At 51.0% G+C, this 25,979-nt stretch carries 25 protein-coding genes, 1 tRNA gene and 1 riboswitch; of the genes, 19 read left to right on the forward strand and 7 right to left on the reverse strand.

The features are described 5' to 3' along the window. Positions 1–109 precede the first annotated feature (109 nt). The 3 genes from SPICO_RS04750 to SPICO_RS04760 all read left to right on the forward strand — a co-directional run bounded on the left by SPICO_RS04750 (position 110) and on the right by SPICO_RS04760 (position 2,733). The gene (locus SPICO_RS04750) at positions 110–1,396 is read left to right on the forward strand and encodes an NCS2 family permease (protein WP_013739541.1); all 1,287 of its coding nucleotides are present in this window, start codon (positions 110–112) and stop codon (positions 1,394–1,396) included. Positions 1,397–1,798: 402 nt separating this feature from the next. Continuing rightward, on the forward strand, positions 1,799–2,281 hold the full coding sequence (locus tag SPICO_RS04755) for a hypothetical protein (RefSeq protein ID WP_013739542.1): 483 nt from the start codon (positions 1,799–1,801) through the stop codon (positions 2,279–2,281). A 35-nt stretch (positions 2,282–2,316) separates the two neighbouring features. Further along, entirely contained in the window at positions 2,317–2,733 is a 417-nt protein-coding gene (locus SPICO_RS04760) for a hypothetical protein (protein WP_013739543.1), read from the forward strand. Positions 2,734–2,814: 81 nt separating this feature from the next. Here the strand turns inward: SPICO_RS04760 and SPICO_RS04765 are convergent. Then, positions 2,815–2,898, reverse strand: a tRNA-Leu gene (locus tag SPICO_RS04765). Between the two features lie 78 nt (positions 2,899–2,976). Between SPICO_RS04765 and SPICO_RS04770 the strand changes: the two genes are divergently transcribed. Then, positions 2,977–3,792 carry a TatD family hydrolase gene (locus SPICO_RS04770; protein WP_013739544.1) on the forward strand — a complete coding sequence of 272 codons (816 nt, stop codon included), beginning with the start codon at positions 2,977–2,979 and terminating at the stop codon, positions 3,790–3,792. A 204-nt stretch (positions 3,793–3,996) separates the two neighbouring features. Next, entirely contained in the window at positions 3,997–4,989 is a 993-nt protein-coding gene (locus SPICO_RS04775) for a class II fructose-bisphosphate aldolase (protein WP_013739545.1), read from the forward strand. A gap of 140 nt (positions 4,990–5,129) precedes the next feature. Here SPICO_RS04775 and SPICO_RS04780 read toward each other — a convergent pair whose 3' ends face one another. Next, positions 5,130–5,717, reverse strand: a complete 588-nt coding sequence (locus SPICO_RS04780) for a flavodoxin family protein (protein WP_052295825.1) — start codon at positions 5,715–5,717, stop codon at positions 5,130–5,132. Positions 5,718–5,915: 198 nt separating this feature from the next. On the opposite strand from SPICO_RS04780, the gene infC reads away from it, so the two are divergent. The 10 genes from infC (at position 5,916) to SPICO_RS04830 (ending at position 14,353) form a co-directional block, all read left to right on the forward strand. Next, complete coding sequence (infC, locus tag SPICO_RS04785; protein WP_013739547.1) at positions 5,916–6,503, forward strand: translation initiation factor IF-3; 588 nt, start codon at positions 5,916–5,918, stop codon at positions 6,501–6,503. A gap of 82 nt (positions 6,504–6,585) precedes the next feature. Then, positions 6,586–6,783, forward strand: coding sequence for a 50S ribosomal protein L35 (gene rpmI, locus SPICO_RS04790; protein ID WP_013739548.1), 198 nt, complete (start codon positions 6,586–6,588; stop codon positions 6,781–6,783). A 15-nt stretch (positions 6,784–6,798) separates the two neighbouring features. Beyond that, positions 6,799–7,155: a 50S ribosomal protein L20 gene (gene rplT / locus SPICO_RS04795; protein WP_013739549.1), complete on the forward strand. Its 357-nt coding sequence runs from the start codon at positions 6,799–6,801 to the stop codon at positions 7,153–7,155. 49 nt (positions 7,156–7,204) lie between these two features. Beyond that, positions 7,205–7,579, forward strand: a complete 375-nt coding sequence (locus SPICO_RS04800; protein ID WP_013739550.1) for a hypothetical protein — start codon at positions 7,205–7,207, stop codon at positions 7,577–7,579. Between the two features lie 435 nt (positions 7,580–8,014). Next, the gene (locus SPICO_RS04805) at positions 8,015–9,358 is read left to right on the forward strand and encodes a tetratricopeptide repeat protein (RefSeq protein ID WP_013739551.1); all 1,344 of its coding nucleotides are present in this window, start codon (positions 8,015–8,017) and stop codon (positions 9,356–9,358) included. Positions 9,359–9,385: 27 nt separating this feature from the next. Further along, complete coding sequence (gene tsaE / locus SPICO_RS04810; protein WP_013739552.1) at positions 9,386–9,805, forward strand: tRNA (adenosine(37)-N6)-threonylcarbamoyltransferase complex ATPase subunit type 1 TsaE; 420 nt, start codon at positions 9,386–9,388, stop codon at positions 9,803–9,805. Further along, positions 9,802–10,500, forward strand: a complete 699-nt coding sequence (tsaB, locus tag SPICO_RS04815) for a tRNA (adenosine(37)-N6)-threonylcarbamoyltransferase complex dimerization subunit type 1 TsaB (RefSeq protein ID WP_013739553.1) — start codon at positions 9,802–9,804, stop codon at positions 10,498–10,500. The genes tsaE and tsaB overlap by 4 nt, the downstream gene beginning before the upstream one ends. A gap of 18 nt (positions 10,501–10,518) precedes the next feature. Next, positions 10,519–11,460: a thioredoxin-disulfide reductase gene (trxB, locus tag SPICO_RS04820; RefSeq protein ID WP_013739554.1), complete on the forward strand. Its 942-nt coding sequence runs from the start codon at positions 10,519–10,521 to the stop codon at positions 11,458–11,460. A gap of 131 nt (positions 11,461–11,591) precedes the next feature. Beyond that, positions 11,592–13,058: a glycogen synthase gene (locus tag SPICO_RS04825; RefSeq protein WP_013739555.1), complete on the forward strand. Its 1,467-nt coding sequence runs from the start codon at positions 11,592–11,594 to the stop codon at positions 13,056–13,058. Further along, positions 13,058–14,353: a glucose-1-phosphate adenylyltransferase gene (locus tag SPICO_RS04830; protein WP_013739556.1), complete on the forward strand. Its 1,296-nt coding sequence runs from the start codon at positions 13,058–13,060 to the stop codon at positions 14,351–14,353. Before SPICO_RS04825 ends, SPICO_RS04830 begins: the two co-directional genes overlap by 1 nt. 155 nt (positions 14,354–14,508) lie before the next feature. Here the strand turns inward: SPICO_RS04830 and SPICO_RS04835 are convergent, their stop codons facing one another. Next, on the reverse strand, positions 14,509–14,973 hold the full coding sequence (locus tag SPICO_RS04835) for a hypothetical protein (protein ID WP_013739557.1): 465 nt from the start codon (positions 14,971–14,973) through the stop codon (positions 14,509–14,511). Next, a complete protein-coding gene (locus SPICO_RS04840; RefSeq protein WP_013739558.1) occupies positions 14,970–16,574 on the reverse strand; it encodes an NAD(P)H-hydrate epimerase in 1,605 nt (534 codons plus the stop codon). Before SPICO_RS04840 ends, SPICO_RS04835 begins: the two co-directional genes overlap by 4 nt. Before the next feature lie 333 nt (positions 16,575–16,907). Between SPICO_RS04840 and SPICO_RS04845 the strand changes: the two genes are divergently transcribed. The 4 genes from SPICO_RS04845 to SPICO_RS04860 all read left to right on the forward strand — a co-directional run bounded on the left by SPICO_RS04845 (position 16,908) and on the right by SPICO_RS04860 (position 21,313). After that, a complete protein-coding gene (locus SPICO_RS04845) occupies positions 16,908–17,321 on the forward strand; it encodes a helix-turn-helix domain-containing protein (protein ID WP_013739559.1) in 414 nt (137 codons plus the stop codon). Between the two features lie 24 nt (positions 17,322–17,345). Further along, positions 17,346–17,441: riboswitch (TPP riboswitch) on the forward strand. A 39-nt stretch (positions 17,442–17,480) separates the two neighbouring features. Beyond that, entirely contained in the window at positions 17,481–18,527 is a 1,047-nt protein-coding gene (locus SPICO_RS04850; RefSeq protein ID WP_013739560.1) for a thiamine ABC transporter substrate-binding protein, read from the forward strand. A 3-nt stretch (positions 18,528–18,530) separates the two neighbouring features. Next, entirely contained in the window at positions 18,531–20,237 is a 1,707-nt protein-coding gene (locus tag SPICO_RS04855) for an ABC transporter permease (protein WP_013739561.1), read from the forward strand. Then, positions 20,234–21,313 carry an ABC transporter ATP-binding protein gene (locus SPICO_RS04860; protein WP_013739562.1) on the forward strand — a complete coding sequence of 360 codons (1,080 nt, stop codon included), beginning with the start codon at positions 20,234–20,236 and terminating at the stop codon, positions 21,311–21,313. Before SPICO_RS04855 ends, SPICO_RS04860 begins: the two co-directional genes overlap by 4 nt. Positions 21,314–21,327: 14 nt before the next feature. Here SPICO_RS04860 and uvrB read toward each other — a convergent pair whose 3' ends face one another. The 3 genes from uvrB to SPICO_RS04875 all read right to left on the reverse strand — a co-directional run bounded on the left by uvrB (position 21,328) and on the right by SPICO_RS04875 (position 25,979). Then, entirely contained in the window at positions 21,328–23,397 is a 2,070-nt protein-coding gene (gene uvrB / locus SPICO_RS04865; RefSeq protein WP_052295886.1) for an excinuclease ABC subunit UvrB, read from the reverse strand. An 81-nt stretch (positions 23,398–23,478) separates the two neighbouring features. Next, the gene (locus SPICO_RS04870; RefSeq protein WP_013739564.1) at positions 23,479–24,780 is read right to left on the reverse strand and encodes a S1C family serine protease; all 1,302 of its coding nucleotides are present in this window, start codon (positions 24,778–24,780) and stop codon (positions 23,479–23,481) included. Positions 24,781–24,836: 56 nt separating this feature from the next. Then, positions 24,837–25,979 (reverse strand): FAD:protein FMN transferase, encoded by a 1,143-nt coding sequence (locus tag SPICO_RS04875; protein ID WP_013739565.1) that lies wholly within the window; start codon positions 25,977–25,979, stop codon positions 24,837–24,839.

Here is a 25,979-nt window from a genome sequence, read left to right on the forward strand (position 1 = left end):
ACATGGCATTTTTCAGAAAATGTTGATTGTGTGTGTTTTTGGTCTTTGCTCACCATAGGTTTTTCTATACCATGTCCACATTACACGCATCACTATAAGGAGAGAAAGAATGGAAAAGTTCTTCAAGCTTTCCGAGAACAAGACGACCGTGAAGACGGAAGTCGTTGCCGGAATCACGACGTTCCTCACCATGGCGTACATCCTTTCCGTCAACCCTAGCATCCTCAGTGCTACGGGAATGGACACGGGATCTCTTTTCACCGCCACGGCGCTGGCATCAGCCGTCGCCACTCTTGCAATGGCGTTAATCGCCAACCTGCCTTTTGCGCTCGCTCCCGGCATGGGAATGAATGCATTCTTCGCATTCACCGTCGTCATAGGAATGGGCTACAGCTGGCAGTTTGCCTTGACCGCCATTCTTGTGGAAGGACTCATTTTCATGGTCCTGACCCTCTTTAATGTCCGTGAGGCGATTGTCAATGCAATTCCTGCAAACCTGAAAAAGGCCATTTCCGCCGGCATCGGTCTGTTCATCGCTTTCATAGGCCTACAAAATTCCGGCATCATCGCCAATAATGACGCAACGCTCGTCAGTCTGGGTGGAATCACTTCCGGCGCGCCATTGGTAGCTCTGATTGGCATTGTCGTGACAGGACTCCTCTATGCTTACAAGGTTCCCGGCGCGTTGTTGCTCGGTATGCTCGGCACCACGCTGATTGGGATTCCTTTTGGGGTGACGAAATGGGCAGGCGGTTCTTTCCTTCCTCCCGATCTCAGTTCGACCTTCTTCAAGTTTGATTTTTCTCAGATTTTCACCATCGACTTCCTGATTGTCACCGCGACGTTCTTCTTCGTCGACGTCTTCGATACCGTCGGGACTTTCGTAGGGTGCGCTACACAGGCGAACATGTTGGAAAAGGATGGGCAAATCAAAAATGCAAAGAGAGGCTTCTTTGCCGATGCAATCGGTACTCTCTGCGGTGCTATTTTCGGTACTTCCGCCGTCACGACCTATGTTGAGAGTTCCGCTGGCATCTCTCAGGGCGGACGCACCGGGCTGACATCCGTAGTCACCGCAGGTTTGTTCGTGCTCTCCCTGTTCCTGGCTCCGATTTTCCTTTCCGTACCCAGTGCCGCTACCGCACCAGCTCTTGTCATTGTCGGTCTATTGATGATGGCTCCCATCAAGGAAATCGAGTTCGAGGATTTCACCGAGGGCATCCCTGCCTTCCTGTGCATCATCATGATGCCTTTCGCTTACTCCATAGCTGACGGCATCATGTTCGGCATTGTCAGCTGGTTGCTCCTCAAGGTATTCAGCGGAAGACACAAGGAAGTTCCCATCTTCACCGTAGTGGTCGGCATCCTTTTCCTGCTGAAGATATTCTTTGTTTAATTGGAAACGAAGCGGATAACACGAACATGGTGAAGCTGTGCGGAGAAGACATGGAGCCATAAGCCATAGCCGTAATATCCGGTGATTTTCCTACCTGTTACCATTACAAGGGAGTGTTGCAAAACTTTTGCAATGCTTCCCTTTTTTTGGGGTTCAGTGCCGTTTATCCGGGGGATGATTTCCCACGTAAAACGAAAACACCTGCCGTTGGATGACAGGCGTTGCGGCCCTTTCTTGTTCAGGCTATAAGCCGAATGACAGCCAACTCCCTACGCTCGCCTCTTTCTCACAGAATGGGAATGAACACATGTGGGGTGGAATACAAAGTATTGTTCAAGTCTTTGCATCGTGATATTGTACTTATGGGAAGTATTTCCTTGTGATGACAGGAGCATGGTAGACATGGAATGGTTCAATAAATATCTTTTCATTGGGATTGGCATTGGGCTTGTCGTCGCTTTGGTAGCCGTCATCTGGCTGTCCATTAAGAAAGCCCGTGAACAAAAGGAATCCAAGAAAGAGATAGCCCGTCTGAAAGCTATGCTGACCGACCGGATGGACTTGGAAAGCGAGGGGCTCTCCAAACTCAAGGCAGAAGTCGTGGAGCTCAAGCAGCAGAACGAGAACCTGCGCATCAGTATCCACACCTTTTCCCAGCGTCCTGGTCGCGCCGAACTGTCCCGCCTACAGGTTTACCAGCAAGCCGCTGATCGGCTGACAATCAACTCTCCGGGATTCGGGTCAGCCTGGCAATCAGCCTTGAAGGAAAGTGAAGCGGAGTTCAAGAAAACTTTCCTGGGGCTACAACCCTTCATCCGCAAGATCATCCCCCTGAAGAACAATGCAAGACTGATAGAGGATGCTACGGTCGAAGAACAATCTTGATAGGAATGAACGAAAGACATAATGGAGATTTCGCCATGAAAAAAGCTGGTTTCGCAGGAATCATCCTGCTCATCCTTATTCTGGCAGGATGTGAACTAGTTTTTATCAGTTCACGCTGGCCTCTGCAAGATCCACGGTTCAACGGCCTGTTCACGTATGAATCTGATGATTATATACGCAAGATTTACATTCAGTATGAGTTTGACGGAACTACCAAAGCGTACTATCGGAAAGATTATGTCCAATACTTTCCACCTCAACATTCTTCAGAACCATATTATTTAGAAATTGACGTTGATGAGAGCCGAAGAATATTCAGTCAAAAATCATGGAACAATGAATCCAGTTCAAGGAAGCAGTACTCCTACAATTTCAGCTCAAACGGACGGACTCTGACTTTTTATCATTACTTTGGATACGACAAACACCTTACGCTGACAAAACAACGATAAATATCCCCTGCAATATCTTTGGCAACTGTTTTGAGAAGCGTTTTGTAGACAGTTTGATGGTATAGGTACAGGAATATTTCATGCCGAAGACGGGGGTCGAACCCGTACGCCCTTACGGGCAAGGGATTTTAAGTCCCTTGTGTCTACCAATTCCACCACTTCGGCCAAGGAAACGACGAATGCAATAGTATCGGTGCCAGTGCTGTTGGTCAATGACGGAAAAACCAGTAGAATGAAAGAATCATGAAAGATTGCATCGCGCCGACGACTACTGGCATCCCACGCGGCCTTACCGATTCTCACTTCCATATCCTGTCCATGAAACAGAAGGGAATAGACATACTCTCATTGTTGTCCGCCATGCAGGACACTGGATTTGCCGGAGGAATGGACATTGGCACGGAATATGATGATTTCTCTTTGCGCCATGAGAAGGCTTCCCCGTTCCCCTGGCTCAGGTTGAGCGTAGGAGCCGGACCATGGGCAGTGGACAGTACGATAGACATAGACTACCAGATGGCAACGCTGGAAGATATCATCAGGGAACACAGGAACAAAATCCATGCCCTGGGAGAGATTGGACTGGACTACCATTGGAACTACGGGACCCCGGAAAAACAGAAGGCTCTCTTTGTCCGTCAGCTTGCCATGGCCACCCGGTGGAATTTGCCGGTCGTCATTCACGACAGGGATGCCCATGACGACATCATGTCCTGCCTGCAAGAGCAGTGCCCTGCCCACGGCGGAATCATGCACTGTTTCAGCGGAGACGTTGACATGGCCATGCGTGCCTTGGACATGGGTTTCCATATTTCCTTTGCCTGCAATATATCATATAAGAATAACGGCTTCCTGCGTGAAGTCGCCCGCATCGTCCCAATGGACAGACTTCTGGTGGAAACGGACAGCCCGTACTTGGCTCCCCTCTCTGAGAGGGGAAAAATCAACACACCTCTGTCAGTCCATCATGCATGCAGGATTGTGGCCGACGTAAAAGACATTCCCCTTGAGGATGTAATTGCCGCGACAGCGAAAAATTTTACCAGCCTGATTGGATAAACACTTGACGTAGACAGTTTTATCAGTGGATGTTCAGCGGACGACACGGGTATGTGCGTAGCAAAGCGAAGGAATGTGACGGTACAATTTCCCATGATTTTGTCTGCGATTTCGTTCCTGTCTTCATCTTCAAGGTTGACGGCTTCGACTGATACCGGTAAAGTAATATAGGTTGCGAACCTACAACCATCAAGGAGTGTTTTTATGGTTTCATATAAAGAACTTGGTCTTGTCAACTCTCGCGACATGTTTGCGAAAGCCGTGAAGGGCGGTTATGCCATTCCTGCCTACAACTTCAACAACATGGAACAACTACAGGCAATCATCCAGGCGTGCGTTGAAACACGCTCACCCGTCATCCTCCAGGTCTCCAAGGGAGCCCGCGACTACGCGAACATCAACCTTTTGAGGAACATGGCTCGTGGAGCAACGGAATACGCCAAAGAACTTGGCTATGAAATCCCTATCGTCCTCCATTTGGATCATGGTGACAGCTTTGAGACGTGCAAGGATTGCATCGACAACGGCTTTTCTTCCGTGATGATCGACGGCTCCCATCTTCCCTATGAAGAAAATATCGCCGTGACAAAGAAGGTCGTGGAATATGCCCACAAGTTCGACGTCACCGTCGAAGGCGAGCTGGGCGTCTTGGCAGGCATTGAGGATGATGTGGTCGCGGAGACTTCACATTATACGAAACCGGAAGAAGTCATTGACTTTGTAAGCCGCACAGGTGTCGATTCCCTTGCCATCTCCATTGGCACGAGCCACGGCGCAAACAAGTTCACTCCCGAACAGTGTACCCGTAACGCTGATGGCGTCCTGATTCCGCCCCCGCTCCGCTTTGACATCCTGAAGGAAATTGAGGACAAGCTCCCCGGCTTCCCCATAGTCTTGCATGGTTCTTCTTCAGTGCCCGTTGAATTCGTCAAGATGATCAACGAACATGGTGGAAAGCTGAAGGACAGCGTCGGCATACCGGAGGAACAGCTCCGCCAAGCCGCCAAGAGCGCCGTGTGCAAAATCAACATTGACAGCGATGGACGCTTGGCGATGACCGGAACCATCCGTCGTGTCTTTGATGAGAAGCCGGGTGAGTTCGATCCCCGCAAATACTTGGGTCCCGCCCGCGATGCCCTCAAGAAAATGTACATGCACAAGAACGAGGAAGTGCTTGGTTCCGCTGGCAAAGCCTAAGATATTACTTGAAAAGCTTGACCTGACGTGAATCATGGGAGGTGCTGCAAAATTGCGGCATCTCCTTTTTTTCATGCGGGCAATATGCGCTGCAATATGTTTACAATACGTGGCAAGAGCACGCTACGGAGACTCCCCTCTTACATCTCTTGACCTTTCCACAATGACAAAGACCCGCCCATCCGCCGGGCGGAAGCCATGGCGTGTTCATTGTCCTGTGCGGGAACGTGATCTGTATTATCGGCCAACACACAACCGAGAAAAGATGCGTTCATCAGCCTAAAAGCGAATGATGCCGTGTAGATGCAATTCCTTTCCATGTCAAAGTCACTGGAACCGGCGGTGAGCAGGAGACATCCCGCTTTTTTCCGGGGGACTACCTTGTCAGTCACACGAACGAACTTTGACGACCAGTAGGTCTGTAGGCGGCTGAGGACGGACAGCAAGGGACCTGAGAGCGTACCCATATGTACCGGAGAGGCAATAATCACGGCATCAGCTTCTTCGACCCATGAGTACACGTCGTCCATGCCATCGGGGATGGAACATCCTGCATGACTCCTGCACCAGCGGCAATCGGTGCAGGCGGAAAACCGTCCCCCGCAGCAATCTACAGTCAGGATTTCTCCCCCGACCTTTTCGATACAGGCATCGACCATCTTCCTTGTATTGCCCTGCTTCCGCGGAGAACCGAAGAACACTACAGTCTTCATCTTGTTCCTTTCCATGGCAATATCATACGATAGAGCCTCATTATTTCTCAAGTCACAAAGGATTATTTACCTGATTTACCTAATTTGCGGGATGACCCTCTTTGACACGCAAAAAGCTTCATGCTATAGTTCGCTGGCGGCCCGTTGGGTCTTATTTTACTCTTTTTTGATAAATTGAGTGGTTTTTTTTACTGAAAAACACAGGGAGTGCGCTTGGCTATCAAGGAACTTAGGATTAACCGCAAAATCCGTTCACGAGAAGTATTCGTCATCGATGCCGATGGAACCCAAAGAGGCGTCATGAACACATATGATGCCGTGCAGATGGCAGAGGATCTGGGACTCGACCTTGTCGAAGTCTCCCCCAATGCAAATCCTCCAGTCTGCAAGATTCTTGATTTTGGCAAATACCGGTATGAACAGGAAAAGCGCATGCGGGAAGCCAAAAAGAACCAGACTGTCACCAAGATCAAGGAAGTGCGGATGCAACCCAAGATCGAGAAACATGACATGGAGACCAAGAGCCGCGCCATCACGGAATTCCTTGGAGAAGGCAATAAGGTCAAGATTAGCGTCCGCTTCCGCGGAAGGGAGCTGGCCCATACGGAATTGGGCAAGGTCGTACTTGACAAGATACTTGATGTTCTGGGCCAAAACAATGTATCTTACATACTTGAGCGTTCTGCCAAGATGGAAGGACGCATGATGAGCATTACGGTTGCACCTGGTAAAAATACCACTGCATCCACGAAAAACACTGACGCTGGTGAAAATCTGGCTTCGGAAGATGATGCTGAATAAGTACGTTTCTCCGTAAGGAGTGACATTATAAGCTGTCCCAAGGGGTTTTCTTGTTCCTTGAAGACGCAAAGAAGGTTTTAAAATGCCAAAGATGAAAACAAGAAAAGCCGCTGCAAAGCGGTACAAGGTCACGGGTTCCGGCAAGATCCGCTACAAGAAGCAGGGTCTCCGGCACATTCTCACCAAAAAGAGTTCCAAGCGCAAGCGTCAGCTCCGCGCCAGTGGTCTCCTTCATGAATCGGAAGTCGCCCGCGTCCGCGTGCTGCTGCCTTATGCTTGATAAAGGAGAACTACGATGCCAAGAGCTATAGATGGAACGAAACGCAAGGACAGACGAAAGAAAATCCTGGATCAGGCAAAAGGGTACTACGGACGCCGCAGCACGAATAACCGTGTCGCAAAGGATGCAGTAGCAAAAGCCGGGCAGTATGCTTATGTCGGACGTAAACTTCGCAAGAGGGATTTCCGCCAACTGTGGATTGCCAGGATAAGCGCCGCTGTCAGAGCTGAGGGACTCAATTATTCTCAGTTCATGCATGGTTTGAAGCAGGCTGACATCGATTTGAACCGAAAGGCTCTATCGAATATGGCCATTGAGGACAAGACCGCTTTTTCCGCTCTTGTCGCGCAAGTCAAAAAGACGCTAGCCTGAGTTCAGGGAACCATTGGTTTCCCCTGCCATCGGAATAAGGAGGAAGTACATGTCTACATTGGATAATCTGAGACTACTTGAAGAAAGAATAAAAAAAGCCAAAGTGCTCATTGCGACACTGAGGCGAGAAAAGTTTGAGCTTCAGCAGAAGCTAGAGCTTGTCGAGACCCACAACAAGGAACTTGAGGAGTATTCACAGAGCTTCAGAACCAGCAGTCGGCTGCTTGAGGCCAGCATTGCCAACGCTTTGGAGACGCTGTCCTCCATCGATGGACTGGATGCCGTGGATCTGTACAGCTCCCTTGCTCAGGAAGAACTGGCGGCCGTGGAAGACTTCACCACAGGCGCAGGTATCAGCCTCGACGATATCGACCTTCAGGATTTGTCCACAGAGGACAGTCCTTTGGGAGAACCGTTGTTCTGACATTACCTTCCTTTGGGAAGATTGCTTGGAAACCATTTGGACTGCCGTCGTGCCTTCGGGTATGGCGGCATTTTTGTTAAAGTGAATGAGTGCCGCCGGGATATAGGGATGTCCCACCACGTGATTCCTGACGTGTGGCGGGTGTCGCCTGATATGAAAGTGCTTTTCATTACTTTCCGTCCATGGTAGCATATAAACGCACAGAATATTCGATTGAAAATGCCCGTGGTGCCTGCCTGGAGACACAGTCTCTTGGCTCAAACTACAAAGACGGGGAGCGGTATAGCAGCAGTGCAGTGATCCTCCGGGTAACCGGCATAACGGGAACAGAATCTGCGGCCACCCTAGCCCCCCACTTGAACCATAGGTTCAAGAGCTTCTCCGGGAAAGGTTCCGCGGGCTCTTTTCTTTCTTCTTTCAAGGAAAACAATACCCATGGCACATTCCCCCGATCATCACGACCATCACCATTCCGCCCAACCGGAGCGGAAGGAGAATAATCCACTGGATGGCATTGCCTTCATCACCATCCCCTCCAGCGTGAAACTGGAAGCAGATGGATTCTCCCTCGATTCCCGCAAGGCAATTCCCGTCTTGCTTCCGGAAGGCAAGCAACAGGTTTCATCTGAGGGCGTCGATATCCAAGATATCATCGCTGGCATGCTTAAGATCCTTGCATGGCAGCCTGCGCATCAAGATTCTTCCTATTTCAGGGACTTCCTGCTGGCTCTCCAGCCAAACATAGCCCAAGAGCTGAATATGGCGGCCATAGCGAAAACCAAGAAAAAGGACTTTTCTTTCGCCGAGGAATTGTTCCTTGCGGTGCGCTATCTCGCCCCTTTGCCAGCCAGCTTCCTTAATCTTGCCAACTTGTACAAGGATATGTCCCGTGACTTCTCCGCAAAAAAAGATGAAACGAGTGCTGACGTATATGAGGAAAAATATCTTCGTACCCTGACCGATGGCTTGAAGATATTTCCCGAACAACCTCATCTTCTGTCTGAACTAGGCTCATTCCATGTGGAACAAGGAAACTTGGAGAATGCCAGGGATTATCTGGAACGCTATCTTGCAGCGACAAAGGACGAAGAAAAGAAAGCGAAAGCTTCCGATGATGGGCAGGAAGCAGGACCGAACAAGGCCATGGTACGCAAGACCTTGAATGAAATCGAGTCCATGATGGACAATGAGCGTCTTTTGACCGAATCATGGGATTTCATGAATATGGGCGACGAAGAAAAAGCTCTGGAACGTGCCGATGCTTTCATCAAGAAAAATCCTAAAGTCTGGAACGGCTGGTTCCTCAAAGGTTGGGCACACCGTCGGCTGGAACAGTTTGAAGAAGGACAGAAGGCATTCCTCACGATTCTTGAACTGGGAGAACAGAATGCGTCCGTCTACAATGAGCTAGCCATCTGTGCCCGCGAGACGGGTTCACGGGATCTTGCCAAAGATTATCTCGGCATAGCACTGGATCTTGAGGAGGAAAATGTCCCGATCATGGCAAACCTTGCTTTCATGCACCTCGATGACGAGAATTTCAATGAAGCACGGGTGCTGCTTGAAAAAGCCCGGCGCATAGACCCGCAGGATCCGGGAGTTATACAGCTCATGTCAGACTATGAGCGCAGGACGGGAGAGAAGCTTTCCTCCGTAATCCATGAGCTGCCAATGAGTACGGAGGCGATTGAACATCTGGAAAAACATCCCGACGCATATTCATCCCACGAGCATGGCCATCACAATCATGAGTTCCATCACCATGAACATGAAGAATGACTCTTGGAATCTGAGGAAACAGGAACCATGAAATTCACAACGCATGATGCACAAGAAACCGAAGCAATAGGGATGCAATTGGGGCAGCATCTCCGAGCTGGAAGCGTAGTTTCCCTGCGCGGGAACCTGGGCGCGGGAAAGACAGTCATAGCCAAGGGCATTGCCCGGAGTTTGGGTATTACGGAAGCTATTGTCAGCCCGACTTTCACCTTGATCCAGGAATATGAAGGCACTCTTCCCCTATATCACATGGATCTCTACCGCATCGGTGACAGCGGGGAATTTGAGATGTTCGGCGGTGATGAGATGCTCTACGGCACTGGGGTGACACTGGTAGAATGGAGTGAAATCATTCAGGACATGCTACCCGATGATACCATATATGTCTCCATCGTCATAAACCCTGACCAAAGCCGAACTCTTACCATTGAAGGAATCAGACTATGAACATTATGGCAGTCGATACATCACACAAACTTCTTCATGTTGCGTTGAAAACGGCAGAGAGTTATGAAAGTATCACACGAACGGACGGCGGCAGACATGCCGAGACCCTTATCCCCCAACTGATTGCCCTGGTGGAACGCGCAGGCATCGGTTTTGCGGACCTTGATCTTCTGGTATGTACCAAGGGACCAGGTTCCTTCACCGGGCTCCGGATAGCTATGAGCGCACTGAAAGGTATATCCCTCGGCGTCGGAGTACCCTTGGTGTCCGTTCCGACGATGGATATGCTGAGGGAACCGGTGAAATTCTTTCCGGGAGCTGTGATGCCGGTCATTGACGCAAAGAAAAAACGATGGTATGTCGCGCTTTATACGCCGGAAGGTAAGATGACAGAGACAATGGATCTTGCTCCGGAAGATATGCCTTCTCTCCTTGCTGACTATGACAACGTCCTCCTGACAGGTCCTGACGCGCTGACCCTCTTTCCTCTGCTTCATGCTGAAATTGCAAAAACAGATTTGACGATGAGTCTCATTATTGATAATTTGTATCAAAGAGACATGGGAGAAAGCCTCATGGCGCTAGGTCAGGAGATTTTCCTTGAGCACGGCTCGGATGACATCGGGGCAGGCCCTGTTTACATCAGAAAAAGCGATGCGGAGGAAGCCCTCGCCCGAAAGACCGGGCTTTCCTGAGCATAAGAAGGAATGAAGATGGGTACGGAAAAGACACGCGACATTATTGTGATCGGAGGAGGCGCCGCTGGATTGAGCGCAGCCCAATATGCAGCCCGTGCGGGACGTTCAGTCGTTGTCATCGAGGAGATGGCAGCAGGAGGACAGATTACTACTGTCGATCAAGTGGAGAATTATCCCGGACAGGCAGGCGCCTTGTCTGGTTTTGAACTGGGGGAACTGTTTGAGAAACAGGCTGTTCGTTTTGGCGCCGAAGTCCTTTATTCAACGGTAAATTCCCTTTCAAAGAAAGACGAAAGATTTTATGTCGAGACGCAGGACGGGACATGGTCGGCTCCAGCGGTCATTCTTGCGACAGGAGCCAAGCACCGAGTCCTGGGAACCCCTGGTGAAGACACTTTCACGGGACGGGGCGTATCCTACTGCGCCACATGCGACGGGCCTTTTTTCCGTGGACGCAAGATCTTGGTCATCGGTGGCGGAGACAGCGCCCTCACCGAAGCACTGTTCCTGGCCAAGCTGACCGACAAGGTCGTACTCATCCACCGGAAGGACAGATTCCGCGCCCAGCAAAATCTGGTGGACATGGTCACTGCCTCTCCCCATATCGAAGTCCGGTACAGCCATGTCGTGGAGAAAATGAACGGCGATACAAAACTTACTTCCGTAACATTCCGTGATTCATCCACTGGAAAAGTCTACGAGGAACCTTTCGATGCCGTCTTCATATTTGTCGGAATCATTCCCCGGACGGACTTGGTTCCTGGTGTAGAGAAAGACGACTCCGGTTATATCATTACCAACGAAAAGATGGAAACAAGCATGAGGGGTCTCTATGCAGCGGGAGATGTGAGGAACACTACATTCCGGCAGGTCATTACCGCGGCCAGTGACGGCGCGGTCGCGGCGCATTGGGCAAGCGAGTACATTGACGAGGTGAACGGTCACTCCTACCCCTGAAACCACATGCCAATTAAGTAAGGATGAAGCAAGGATAAACCAAGGAATCAAAAGATTTCTCGCGGTTTCCTTGCTATTTTTATACTCTTTCGTCCTTGACGGTAGCTACCTTCGGGTGCTGTAATGTGTGCATGAATGTACTGATGGTCTCCAGTGAATCTGTCCCCTATGCAAAGTCCGGGGGTTTGGCTGATGTTGTTGGCTCTCTTTCCCTTGCTCTTGCTTCCGGGGGTGTTGATGTCCGTGTGCTGCTTCCCCTGTATGACTTCATGAAGGAAGGCTTCGGGGAAAAGGACGAGACTCGGTTCTCCGTGAACATTTCTTTCTTGGGAAGACTCGAAGTCGTCGGAATACGTCAGGCAGAGCATGACGGAGTCATTTACTACGCAATTGAACATGAATGGTTCTCAGGACGCCAGGGTATCTACGGTGCATCATCCTTCTTGCCGTATCCTGACAACTTCCAGCGTTTCATGCTACTGGACAAGACAGTGTTCCCTCTCTGCCTGGCACTGGACTGGCGACCGGACATCATTCATTGTCATGATTGGACGACTGGTTTCATCCCCTACCTCCTCACACTCAATGATGATCCTTTTTTCAGTGATACACGGAGCATCTTTTCCATCCATAACTTGGCATACCAAGGAAAATTTGCACGCCTTGACCTCCTTGGAGCGAATATCCCGCCACATGATGCCTTGTTCTCAGGACAGGGTACGGAGAAAACGCTCAACATGATGAAGGCCGGTATAGCACTTGCCGACACCGTAGCAACGGTAAGCCCGACATATGCAAAGGAAATCCAGACACCGGCGCATGGATGCGGACTTGATGACCTGCTTGCCACCAAGGGAAACGAACTTGCCGGAATCCTCAACGGAATCGACGAAAACGAATGGAATCCGCAGACGGACAAGCATTTCAGCAGTCATTTTTCCATCAAGAACCTGTCCGGTAAAGAAAAACTGAAACAGGAGCTTTGTGCCGAAGCGGGACTGCGCTATGACCCTGATGTCCCTCTGGTCGCAATGATTACGCGCCTGGCGGAGCAGAAAGGACTTCATGAACTGCTTGACGGCTCTCCCTGTGCCCTGGAAATATTATTGACCGGTCCGGGGCCTCTCCAATTCATGGTCGTGGGAACGGGAGAAGCCTGTTTTGAAGATAAACTCAAAGCATTGGATGCGATGCATCCTAATCTCTCCGTGAAGATATCTTTCAGCGACAGCCTGGCTCACAGGCTTGAAGGCGCGGCGGATTTCTTCCTCATGCCCAGCAGGTATGAACCATGCGGCCTGAACCAGATGTATTCCCTGCGTTACGGGACTATTCCCATTGCCCGTCGCACAGGCGGACTTGCGGACTCAATCATAGATCTTACGGAACATCCCGGAACAGGAACAGGTTTCCTTTTTGATGAAATGTCTCCTTCCGGAATAGTTACCGCAGTCCAGGACGCATGTACATGGTGGTCAGAAAATGCCGCCATAGTCGTCGACGCAAGGAAACGCGGCATGAAGACAGACTTTTCATGGCGTTCATCTGCCCATGCTTATATGGAATTGTACAGTACTGTGAAAACGGGAGGCATATAATGAAACAGAAGAACAGGGCCATTGCAATTGTATTGGGAGGCGGAAAAGGTACTCGCCTATATCCCCTGACCATGGACAGGTCAAAACCGGCAGTACCCTTTGCCGGAAAATACCGTCTGGTGGACATCCCCATATCGAACTGCATCAACAGTGGAATACGCCAGATTTATATTCTCACCCAGTTCAACTCCGCCTCCTTGCACAACCATATTGCCAATACGTATGTCTTTGACAATTTCTCCAACGGTTTTGTCGAAATCCTTGCCGCGGAACAGACATACCATAGCGAGACATGGTACCAGGGTACGGCTGATGCCGTCAGGAAAAACCTCAAGCACTTCCGTGACCAGGCTGCCGACTATTACATCATCCTTAGCGGAGACCAGCTCTACCGGATGGATTTCCAGCTCATGCTCAAGAAACACATTGAGAGCGGAGCAGAATTGACCATCGCGGCAAAACCCATCAGCCGGGAACAGGCGACCGGACTGGGTATCATCGGGTGCGACAAAAAGGGGTACGTGAACAAATTTTTCGAGAAACCTGCAATCGATGAAGATATTTCGGATTATCGTGTACCTGAACAGGTCATGATGCAAGGACTTGGAAAGACGGTGAACGCATCCAATGAATACTTGGCAAGCATGGGCATCTATATCTTCAATACAAAGAGCATGGAAGAAGTCCTGAAGAACGATAAGACAGATTTTGGCAGGGAGGTCATACCTGACACCATAACCTCCTGCAAGGTCGCCACGTATCTTTTTGATGATTTCTGGGAAGATATCGGAACCATAAAGGCATTCTATGAAATGAACCTCGACCTTGCCTCGATTACTCCCGCCTTCAATTTTTACGATGAAGAAATGCCCATCTATACCCACCGCAGACATCTGCCTGCGACAAAGATGAACTTCTGCAACATCAGCAATTCCCTTGCATCGGAAGGTTCAATCATCACGAATGCCTATATTGTGAATTCCATCATAGGTGTACGCACGCTGATAGAATCCGGAGCAAGTCTGGACGGTGTTTACTGCATGGGAGCTTCCTATTATGAAACACAGGAAGAAAAGTCCAGGAATGCCCGCAACGGAATCCCAAACATAGGAATTGGAAAAGGTACAATCATCCGTAGAGCAATCATTGACCAGAATGCCCGGATAGGCAATGGATGCCGCATCGGAATCGACAACATACCGAGGGCTGAAGGCGACTACCCCATGTATTCTATTCATGACGGCATCATTGTCATCAACAAGAATGCGGTGATAGCTGACAACACGGTGATGTAGTCCTAATAATAGACGCCGTTAGTAGACGTCGTTACTAGACGCCGATAACGAACATCTATCACGGAGCAGGAACCACAAAAGCCCAAGATGCAGAGAGCCTCCCGGAACTGCGGGAGGCTCTCTGCAATTTCAGCATCGGAGAGTGCAAAGGCATATCACAACAAGACTGCCATGGGAAAGAGAAAATGGATTGCGGCAACAATGAAAACGATATGACCCCAGATGATTTTCTTGCTTTCTCCCGGAGGGTCAATGAATATATCCTCCGGTCGGGATAAACCTCCGTCCCTTACGTGGTCAGGTGTTCCCCCTGTTTTTTCTTCCCTTTGCCATGCGGAGATAGTTCCGGCGCACTTGGTCAGCCAGACCGAGCCGGCCAAAGTGACAACTGCCGGAATAAAGTCGCCGAGAATACGCGGCCCCGGAGCAATTGGAAAGCAAAGAAGCAGGAAGCCCAGGATGAAACCGAGGAAAGCCAGAATCACACGGACAGGTCGGCTGTTTACGAACAGGGAGCGCAGGTTGAGCAGCACTGACAGCGTTCCTCCATAGGGGCCGACCAGCAGCAGCCCGGCAAGACCGAAAAGCCATGTCACAGACAAATAATATGCCTGAATCATCGTCTGATCCCCCTGCTTCCTTTCCTTGCCTCTGCCAGCGCATCAAACGCATTGCCCAGGACAGTGACAATATCTTCCGCCGCATACCATCCATATGTTTCTCTGGCTCTCCGTCCCGCATTCCTGTGAACCAGGACGGCATCAAGCGCTGATGCGGCCAGAGACTCATCCGTAGCATGGGCGGCCATGGAGGCGGCACATGTGCCTGCCAGCACATCCCCGCTTCCCGCTACACCCAAGGAAGGGTCACGTCCTTCAACGACGTAGACGCGAGAACCGTCAGCAATCCATGTGACATGAGATTTAGCAATGATGACAGCCTGATAATATGAGCTCATCGTAGTGAGAATATCCTTATAGTGACAAGGGGAAGCGTCTGATATGTCTTCTTTCCTCAATTCAGACGGCAATGCGTCATAGAGTATTTTCAGTTCTCCCGGATGGGGAGTCAGCACAAGCGGGCAATGAGTAACGGCACGTCCGGAATCTTTCTTCACCAACGAAGCAAAGACATGGAGTCCGTCAGCATCAATGACAAGCTGGGATGCCGTGTCCAGAAGGACGGCAAGGATATCTTCCCTGTCCCCACCTCTGCCCCATCCTGGCCCCGCAAGGATTGCATCATAGGCTTCCAGAGGAATGGAAGCAATTTCTCCGGAAGATATCGTGCGTGTGATTATAGACGGATTTTCCCTGGCAATGAGGGGTTGGACATTTTTATCGGCATACAAAGTCACCAGACCGCAGCGGGCATGGAACGCCGCCATGCAGGCAAGTCCAGCCGCGCCGGAATAGTGTTCGCTTCCGGCAAACACGGCAATATGTCCCCTGTTTTTCTTGTAAGCGGACAGGTCAAGCGGACGAAGAGAAAAATCCTCACTGTCCGCCACATGAAGGACATCCTGAGCTGCATCAAGCACAATGGGAGGAAAGCCGGGATTCACAATGGAAAGTTCCCCGCATGCCTCCCTGAAAGCAGGGAGCAGGAGGGCGTATTTCATCATGCCCATCGTAATTGTCCTGTCCGCCCGCATCACAGGAGCCGAAGCGGGTACGTCGTCTCCTACCCCGGACGGGACATCGATAGAGCAGACATAAACATTCCTTGTCTCCTTGAGTATTTCCCTGCTTGTCTTCCTGACGGATGCGACCAAGGAGACCAGAGTCGCCGCATTACCCCGCAAGGGGCCGGATAGTCCGGTACCGGACAGTCCATCGACAATCACGTCGGCTTCCCTGAGAATTGCTTCCACGGAAGCTCCAGGCTCCTCTGTACCGATGTCCACGAACGGCAACCCCAAGCTATGTATGATACCGCGGTTCGTAGCACAGGATGGGGAAATACGGGAACCGCAGGCAATAACTGATATCTTGTCAAAACCTTCCATGAAAGCCTCGCGAGCCATCACCAAGGCATCTCCGCCGTTGTTACCGCCGCCTGCAAGGAAAACAACGGACATATCCGGGTTTATATATTCCCGTAGGATTTTCCACGCCAGCAGACCTGCCCTTTCCATCAGCACGATACCGGGGATTCCATATTGTTCCTGGGAATTCTCATCAATGGCGGCCATGGTTTTGGCACTGACTGCTTTTTCCATATGGGTAAAGGTACATCAGCGGTTGTCTACGGTCAACGGGGCAAGCCCGCCGGAATCATGCAGGAACCATGTCCGGCATGGATGGAAGAAGGTACAGCAAGAAAAACAGCCGTATAACACATACCATATCAGAAAATTTGAGCTATTGATGAAAACTAATTGCTCATATGGTTTCAGGTTACCAAATATGACGCACTACATCACCTTAAATAAGTTTATAATCTTTATAGATTATATCTATTACTATTAAAAAATGTAACAACCAAACCATTTCTTAAGCTTTTTTTCTGTATGCGCTATTGATTGAATCTGTAAACATGTTATTCTTGGAACATGGGAAAAATTAAATCTGAGTTTTGGCAACGAGTAGCTGTACTGCTAAAGAAAAGAAGATTAAAAATCGCGGATTTGGCACGCCTATCATCTGTTGATCAACGTGCGATATCCAGCGGGATTCGTTTACATACCATTCCCCAATCAGATACAGCCTTAGCGATTTCCGACGCACTTGGTGTTTCGGTAAGATTCCTTCTCTATGGCATTGATGATTCAGGAACGGATGACGAGCTTGAACAAGCCATTGAGTATTGTCGTAACAGCAGACAGGCCAGCCAAGTCCTGAAGCTATTGCAATTTCTCACCCCGCGACAATATGCCGTGTTGCTCGATGTCTTTGAGACATGGGGACTTGTAATCGGGGAAACTGGGGAAATCAATCTTTCGGGAGAAAAGAAACGCCTCCCTTGACACCCTCTGTGTGAATCACTATCTTCAAGGTGTCCTGGGGTGGTTGCATTGCAGCCTGAGATCATACCCGTTAACCTGATCTGGATAATACCAGCGCTAGGGAGACACCTTCAATCTCATCTTATCCCCTCGGCAGAACTACCACGTAGGAGGTGCTTTATGAGAAAGCATCAGTTTATGTGTGGTGTCCTTGCCATTCTTTTTGTGCTGACCCCGGCTTTTGGCGCCGGTGGCAAGGAAACCCCTTCCGGCACGGATTCAAGAACAACCTTGACCGTGTATGCATACGACTCTTTTCTGGGAGACTGGGGAGCAGGCCCTGTCGTTATTCCCCCCTTCGAGGAAAGAACAGGAATCAAGGTGAACCTTGTATCACCCGGAGATGCGCTGGAGGTCTTGAACAAGGCAATCAGCGAAAGGGAATCCCCCCGCGCCGACATAGTTCTGGGAATCAGCGACCACATGAGCGCACAAGCCCTGGCCTCTGATCTGTTCGAGGTATATGAAAGTACTGCCCTCACGCATGTTCCAGATTTTGTCCGCTTTGACAAGACGAACAGACTTCTTCCCTTTGAATACGGAAATTTTGCTTTCATGATTGATACAGAGAAAATCTCTCTTGACCAAGCTCCCCGAAGTCTTCGTGACTTGACGGAACCCCGGTTCAAGGACAAGATCATCCTGATTGATCCCCGTACATCATCAGTTGGACTTGGCCTGCTCATCTGGTCAATCCAGATATTCGGCGAAGACGGATATCTGGGATGGTGGCAGGATGTAGCCAGGAACGCCCTGACCATAGCGGATGGCTGGAGCAGTGCCTATGGTCTTTTCACGGAAGGGGAAGCTCCGCTCGTAATCAGCTACAGCACAAGTCCCGTGTACCATGTCCTGAACGAAAACTCCACACGCTACCGTGCATTAATCTTTGATGAAGGTCATAGTGCTACTTATGAAGGCATCGGCATCCTGAAAAGCAGCAAAAACAAGGAGGCCGCTCGTCAATTTGTCGATTATCTTCTGACCGACGCCCAAGAACAGCTTGCCATCATCAACAGCATGTATCCCACCAACGAAGATGTCGAGCTGTCCGATGTGTACGACTGGGCTCCAAAGCCTAACAAGACACTTAGCCTTGCTCCACAGGCTATTGAAAAAAACTTGGATAGATGGCTTACTGAATGGACAGAGGCGGTAACCAGATAAGGAATGACGGACAAGACACTCGACGAGAAGAATACGGATGCTCTGACGCGCAGCGGTTTCTACCGGGCATTGCCGGTTCCCGCCCTTGTCGTAATCTTCTTTCTGTTCCTTCTCCCGCTTGTCTCTACCTTGTCTCAGGCTTTCCGGGGGTCTGACGGCGGTTTTTCGCTGGAGTTGATTATCTCTGCCGTGACCAGTCCCTATACCATCAGGCTTCTTGGCATGTCCCTTCTCCAGGCCACGGCCAGTACAGTCGCTTCTTTCGCCATAGGCATGCCGGGAGCTTACATCCTGGCCACGTATTCCTTCCCCGGCAAGAAACTGGTCAGGTCAATCGGAACCATTCCGTTTGTCCTGCCGTCCATTCTGGTCGTCTTGGGTTTTGTCATCTTCTACGGCAACAATGGCTTGCTCAACCGCATCCTGATGAGCATTACGGGAACGACGGAACCACTGATACGTATTCTGTACTCGTTCCCTGCAATCATCCTTGCCCATGCGTTCTTCAATTTCCCTGTTTTCATGAACATCGTCTCATCCTTCTGGGAATCAATGGACAGACGCGTGGAAGATGCCGCCATGACCCTGGGGGCTCCCCGTAAACGGGTATTCAGGAGCATCACCCTGCCACGGCTCGTTCCTTCCATCATCAGCGCGGCGACACTGGTGTTCCTTTTCTGTTTTTCCAGCTTTGCCGTCATCCTTGTCCTGGGTGGCGGTCCACGGTATTCGACCCTTGAAGTCGAGATATACCGGGCATCCCGTTCCCTCGATGCAATCGGCCAGGCAGCCGCCATGAGTTTGCTGAGCCTTTTCATCATGCTCATTCTTCTTGCGGTTCACTCATATGCGCAGAGACAGGCGGCGAACCGGGAGAAACCGGCGCCTTATGCCACACGCACTACGTCTCCGGCGACTACCGGCAGGAAAATCGCCCTTGCCGCATATTCCGTGGTCACGGGTATTTTTGTCCTTGCTCCGATGCTGGGAATTGTCTACCGTTCCTTCCGCAGTCCACTATCCAGAGCAGGAGGAGAAGCGTTTTCCCTTCGTTGGTACAGGGAAATCTTCAGGCTTGCGGCGAGCAACGGCCTGATGGCAAGTGGATGGGAAGCCGTAGTCAACAGCCTCATCATTGCCATCGTCGTCGCTCTGGTGACGGTTCCTCTGGCGGTGAGCATAGCAACCTTCCTGCGCAGGAAGAATCCTGGGGCAACTTCACTGGAGCTGGCGGCTATGCTGCCCATGGCGGTAAGCTCGGTAATTATTGGTCTTGGCTATTTCCTGATAAGATCCCGGTTCCAATCCCCTGGCGCGGCCTACGTCCTTGTAGTACTCGCCCATGTAATCATTGCCATTCCTTTCGTCATGCGCTCTGTCCTGCCGGACTATCGGCGCATCCCTCCCTCCCTTTCCCACGCTGCCATGACGATGGGGGCATCCCCTTCCCGTGTCTTCTTCAGCCTTGAAGTTCCCTTGCTCAGGAACTCCATGGTAACCGGCGGCATCTTTGCCTTTGCCATCTCCATGGGTGAAATCAATGCGACACTGACGTTGAGTGACAGCACCTTTTCTACTATCCCTTTGGTCATGTACCGTCTGATCGGCTCATATAACTACCAGGGAGCCTGCGCGCTGGGTACGCTTCTGATCAGTGTCTGCGTCATCGTGTTCTTTGTCAGCGAATCATTACGGAGGAAACCAGCATGAGCAACAACTCCCCGCCCCAGACAGATTCCGGCCTCATATGCTCGCAGATATCAGTCTCATATCCTGAGTTCCGCTTGAACATAGACTTTTCCATAGCATCGGGAGAATTCGTTTCCATCGTTGGTCCTTCCGGCTGTGGAAAAAGTACGACGCTACAGCTGATCTGCGGCCTCTTTCAGCCGGAAACAGGCACAATCAGCCTCAACGGGAAAGACATCACGACATTGCCCGTCTGGGAAAGGGAAATCGGTATGGTCTTTCAAGATTATGCCCTTTTCCCCCATCTGGATGTCTCAAGGAACATTGCCTATCCACTCCGTCTCCGCAAACTCCGGAAAGCTGAACGCCGTGCGCGTGTGGACAGTCTTCTTGATCTTGTCGGTCTCACGGGTTACGGTCGGCGACGCATACAGAGTCTGTCCGGAGGCGAACAGCAACGGGTAGCACTTGCCAGAGCCATTGCGTCTTCACCCCGGCTCCTGCTGCTTGACGAACCACTTTCCGCCCTGGACGCCAAGATGCGTGTACGCCTACGGGAAGAACTGCTCCACATACAGAAACAGACGGGGATAACAACCATCTACGTGACTCATGACCAAGATGAAGCACTGTCGATGAGTGACAGAATCATCGTGATGAACCAGGGCGGCATAGAACAGGTCGGAACCCCGGAGGATGTATATTCCCGACCGGCGACCTTACATGCGGCGTTGTTCATGGGAGATGGGACGGTCATGCCCTATTCAATCATTCCTGACACCATCGTGACTCCTACAGGTCATTATGAATTTATCTACCGGGAACAGAAGGGCGAACATCTCGTGTTCTTCCGACCGGAACATGTGACCGTCCATGACGACCCCCTCCTGCCCTTCCCTGAGTTCCTTGCCCATGCGCGTTTTTCAGACGCCCGGATTCTTTCCTGTGAATACACCGGCTTTGCCTACCGCCTGCACTGTATATGGAAAGAACACCAAATCACCGCGCTCAGTACCACCCGTCCTCACTCGGAAAGCGTGAGCTTGGGAGTACGGCTCCGAAACCTCGTGGAATACTCTGACGGACTGCTCGTCTAAAACAGATTGCGCGTCTAAACCATCACCAGTGGCTTGATGTCTGCGGCGGTGAGTTCAGCGTCAAAGCGACCTTCCCTGATAGCTGTGATTTCATCACGCAACATGGCGGCTCTCTCGAACTCAAGGTTCTTGGCACATTCCAGCATCTCCTGCTCCAATTCCTTGATGTATTTCTTGCGTTCCTTTGCTTCCAGAAGATTGAACCGGCTCTTGCGGATGGCAATATCTTCCTTCTGGATTTCCAATGTTTCCGTCTTCTCCCTGATGATGATGTCCTGGATGGCTTTGACTATCGTGGTGGGAGTGATGCCATGCGCCTTATTGTATTCCATCTGAAGCGCACGCCTGCGATTTGTTTCCTTGATGGCCGTAGACATGGCATCACTCATCCTGTCGGCGTACATGATGACACGACCTTCCGCGTTCCTGGCCGCGCGTCCGATAGTCTGGATGAGACTGGTCTCGGAACGAAGAAAACCAATCTTGTCCGCATCGAGGATGGCGACCAAGGCGACTTCAGGCAAATCCAAGCCTTCACGGAGAAGATTGATGCCCACAAGGACATCAAATACGCCAAGCCTCAAGTCCCGAAGTATCTCGACCCGCTCGATGGTTTCAATCTCAGAATGGAGATAGCGTACCTTGAGCCCAAGGTTCGTCAGGTAATCGGTCAGATCCTCGCTCATCTTCTTGGTCAAGGTCGTGACCAGGACACGTTGCTTCTTTGCAATACAGGAACGTATTTCGCCGTAAAGGTTTTCCATCTGCCCTTCCGTAGGACGGACGGATATCTCAGGATCAAGCAGTCCTGTGGGACGAATCACCTGTTCCACGACCCGTGAACTTTCCGCAAGTTCCAGTTTTCCTGGCGTCGCCGAGACAAATACCCTCTGCCCGACCACATGGGTGAACTCATCGAATTTCAGAGGACGGTTATCCAAGGCAGAAGGCAGGCGGAACCCGTATTCCACAAGATTCATCTTGCGTGAACGATCGCCCTCGTACATTGCGCCGACCTGCGGAAGCGTGACATGAGACTCATCGATGAAAGTAAGGAAGTTGGGTGGGAAATAATCTAGCAGAACGGCGGGCCGTTCTCCTTCCTTCCGGTTGCTCAGGGGGCGGGAATAGTTTTCAATCCCGGAACAGTATCCGATTTCCTGAAGCATTTCCATATCATATTCGACCCTGGTCTTTATTCGCTCTGCCTCAAGAGGCTTCCCCGACGTGATGAAATGTTCGTACTGAGCCTCCATTTCATCCTTGATCCGTCCTATGGCCTTCACTACCTGTTCCTTGGGCATGACGAACTGCTTGGCAGGATACAAGGTAAAAGTCGGCACGCTCTCCTGTTTCTCTCCGCTGACAGGATCGAACCATTGGATGGATGATATCTCATCCCATTCCAGGCTGATACGTACCGCATTTTCCATATATGAAGGACATATCTCAATGACATCCCCGCGGACACGGAAATTTCCTCTCTTGAGGATAGCGTCATTGCGCTCGTACTGCATGCGGACAAGCTGCTCCAGCTCGCGGGTATGGTCGAACTGCATGCCGACGGCATAGGTCTTGGTCATGTCGCGCAGTGAAACCGGATTAGCCAGGCCGTAAATACAACTCACGGTGGATACTACAATCACATCCCTTCTTTCCATCAGGGAGAACGACGCGGACAGACGCAGACGGTCTATTTCATCGTTGATGTCGGCATCTTTCTCAATATACAGGTCTTTGCCGGGGACATAAGCCTCCGGCTGGTAATAGTCGTATGTCGAAACAAAGTATTCGACGGCGTTATTCGGAAAGAAAGACTTGAACTCCCTGTAGAGCTGAGCCGCCAAGGTCTTGTTATGGCTGAGAATCAAGGTAGGACGCTGTACCTTCTCAATAATCTTTGCCATGGTATATGTCTTGCCACTGCCGGTCACACCCTTGAGGGTCAGACGGTCTTCTCCTGCGATCAGTCCCTCGGAGAGCGCATCAATCGCCTGCTGCTGGTCTCCGCTGGTCCCGAAGGGAGCCACCACGGAAAATGGAATGACCTCTCCCCGCACATTGCCATGGATATTCGCCACCATTTCCCCGCCCCACGTTCCATCGACAGGAAAGATGTCTTCCTCATGTCCGCCGTATATATCTTCCATTGCTCCCTGACCTTCTCAACGCACGATGAGCGCGACATTTTCCGCGGTTCGTTCCACCAGCTCGACAATCACGGCCTTCTTCTCGCCCTTTCTGTCGATAGTGATTGTCACTTCGTCCTTAGGCTTTGTCTGCATCAGGGCGCTGTACATGTCCTCAAAGGTGGAGATATCCACGCCATTGATTCCCGTGATGATGTCCCCGCCCAGATAAATGACCTCATCCCCATACTTCACTCTCTGCGTACCGCCCCTCAATCCGGCTTTCTCCGCTTTTCCCTTGGCTGTCACCTGACTGATTAATATTCCCGCCGAGACATCCAGCTTCGCATACGAGGCAATGGATTGGTTGAGCTGGACGGGAACAATGTCAATCCACCCACGGGCCACCTTTCCCGTTGAGATAAGCTCAGGAATCGCGGCAATGGCAGTGTCTATCGGTATGGCGAAGCTGATGCCTTGCGCCCCTGAACTGACAGAGTACATTGACGTATTGATGCCGATCATCTCACCTTTGCTGTTCAGGAGGGGACCTCCGCTGTTTCCAGGATTGATTGCCGCGTCAGTCTGCAACATGCCCATGATCACCTGCCCCTTGCCGTCGCTCACCGGACGCCCCAGACCGCTAATCGTGCCAATCGTCATGGTTCTGTCATAGCCGAAAGGATTACCGATAGCAATGACCTTCTGCCCGACCTTCACGTTAGCCGATGAGCCGAAGACTATGGGCATCAAGGACATCTGTTCGGTCGGCTCAATCTTGATGACCGCCAAATCATTCTCCTGATCCATGCCGACCAAGCGGGCAGGAACGGAAGTACCATCATGAAGCCGGACGCTCAGGGATGCCGCATCTTCAATGACATGCGTGTTGGTCAGGATATATCCGGTCTTTGAGAGGATTACGCCACTGCCCATGCCTTGGTCAGGAACCATGTTGAGAAAGCCGGCGGTATTCCCAATGATAGTGGTGATGTGGACGACGCTCCGGTTCACCTTTTCATAGACGGCAATGTTCTGAAGCTCGTCCGCGCTATAGTTCCATGAAGCCTCGCCACCTTGAAAGAGCGTGACGCCGGAATCACCGTAGAAGATATCATTGACCGGCACTCCGGCCATCTCAAGGAGTCCCCGTTCCCCGTTTGTCTCCAGAACCTTTGACAGCGCAGCACGAAGTTGTTCATCGGCGCTTTGTCGGCTGATGGCCACGGTCCAGCGGAAAATAAGCACGGCAAGAGCCATCAACAGCGCGCCGCCCAAGGCAATGAGTGTTATTCTGAGTACCCGGCTGCGTCGCCAGGAACGAGAAATATCGACCACGTGTAAAAGCACCTCTTCTCAAGTGTAACGACAAGCCGAACCAAGGGCAAGGGACATCAGGTGAAGTTCCTGAGAACATAGCCTTCCTTGATGAGAGACAATCTTTCGGGATTGGCGGACAGTCCTTCTGAAAGGTAGATGTTCCCGGAGGAATCAAGAAGGATTGCCTCCATTCCCGGCAGGGAATCAATGAGTTCAAGTCCCTGTCTGATGCCCAGGACGAAGATAGCCGTGGAAAGGCTGTCAGCGGCGGCGGATGACGTTCCGATTACCGCTGCTGTCGTGATGTCAGTGTCAGCGGGATATCCTGTCTTTTTATCCATCAGGTGATGGTATATCACGCCATCCTGTACAAAATATCGTTCATAAGGCCCGCTGATCACCACGGTCTCATCGGATGCCCGGACAGTCATGAAGTAGTCCCCCCTTTCCATGAATGGATCCTGTAGTCCGATGTTCCATGCCGACCCGTCCGTCTTGGTTCCCATCACGAACACATTGCCGCCCAGGTTGATGATGGCACTTTCCACCCCTTTCCCGGCCAATGTTTCCCGAACCTTGTCAGCTGCATAGCCTTTTCCAATGGCGCCGAAGTCAAGCGACATCCCAGTCAGAGGCAGATAAATCGTATTGCGAACCTTGTCGAGTTCAACCAAGCGCCAATCGACAAGCGGCAGGACTGCCTCAATTTCTTCCTTGGCGGGCACATGGACACGGTCGGTCATGATTCCCCACGCATCTACCAGCGGCCCGATGGTCGGATCGAAAGCTCCATTGCTCAAAGATGCGTAATATAAGGCGGTATCCATCAGGTCAACCAGTTCCCTGCTCACCGTGACCGGAGCTATCCCTGCCTGCGCATTCACCTGGCCAAGCTCGCTGTCCGGCAGGTTACGGTTAATCAAGGCATCCACCGACTGGAGAACGGCAATGGCCGCATCGAAATTCTCTTGGGTGGCATGGTCGTACAGCGTAATGCGGGAAACTGTGCCGAACATCATCATTGTCCGGGACATGGCAGCCGTATTTTTCGGTTTTGCAGGGTTTACAGGGGACGAATCCCTCCCGCATGAGGCAAGGAAAAATAAAATCAGAATGATGGACAGCCATAGGCATAAGCGCAAACGCAGGCATAATAGCGGAACCGCCGCCTGATGACGCCGCCCCATGCCGGGTGATGACAAGGATTCCTGTTTCAT

It is taken from the genome of Parasphaerochaeta coccoides DSM 17374, from assembly GCF_000208385.1.
GTDB classification, from domain to species: domain Bacteria; phylum Spirochaetota; class Spirochaetia; order Sphaerochaetales; family Sphaerochaetaceae; genus Parasphaerochaeta; species Parasphaerochaeta coccoides.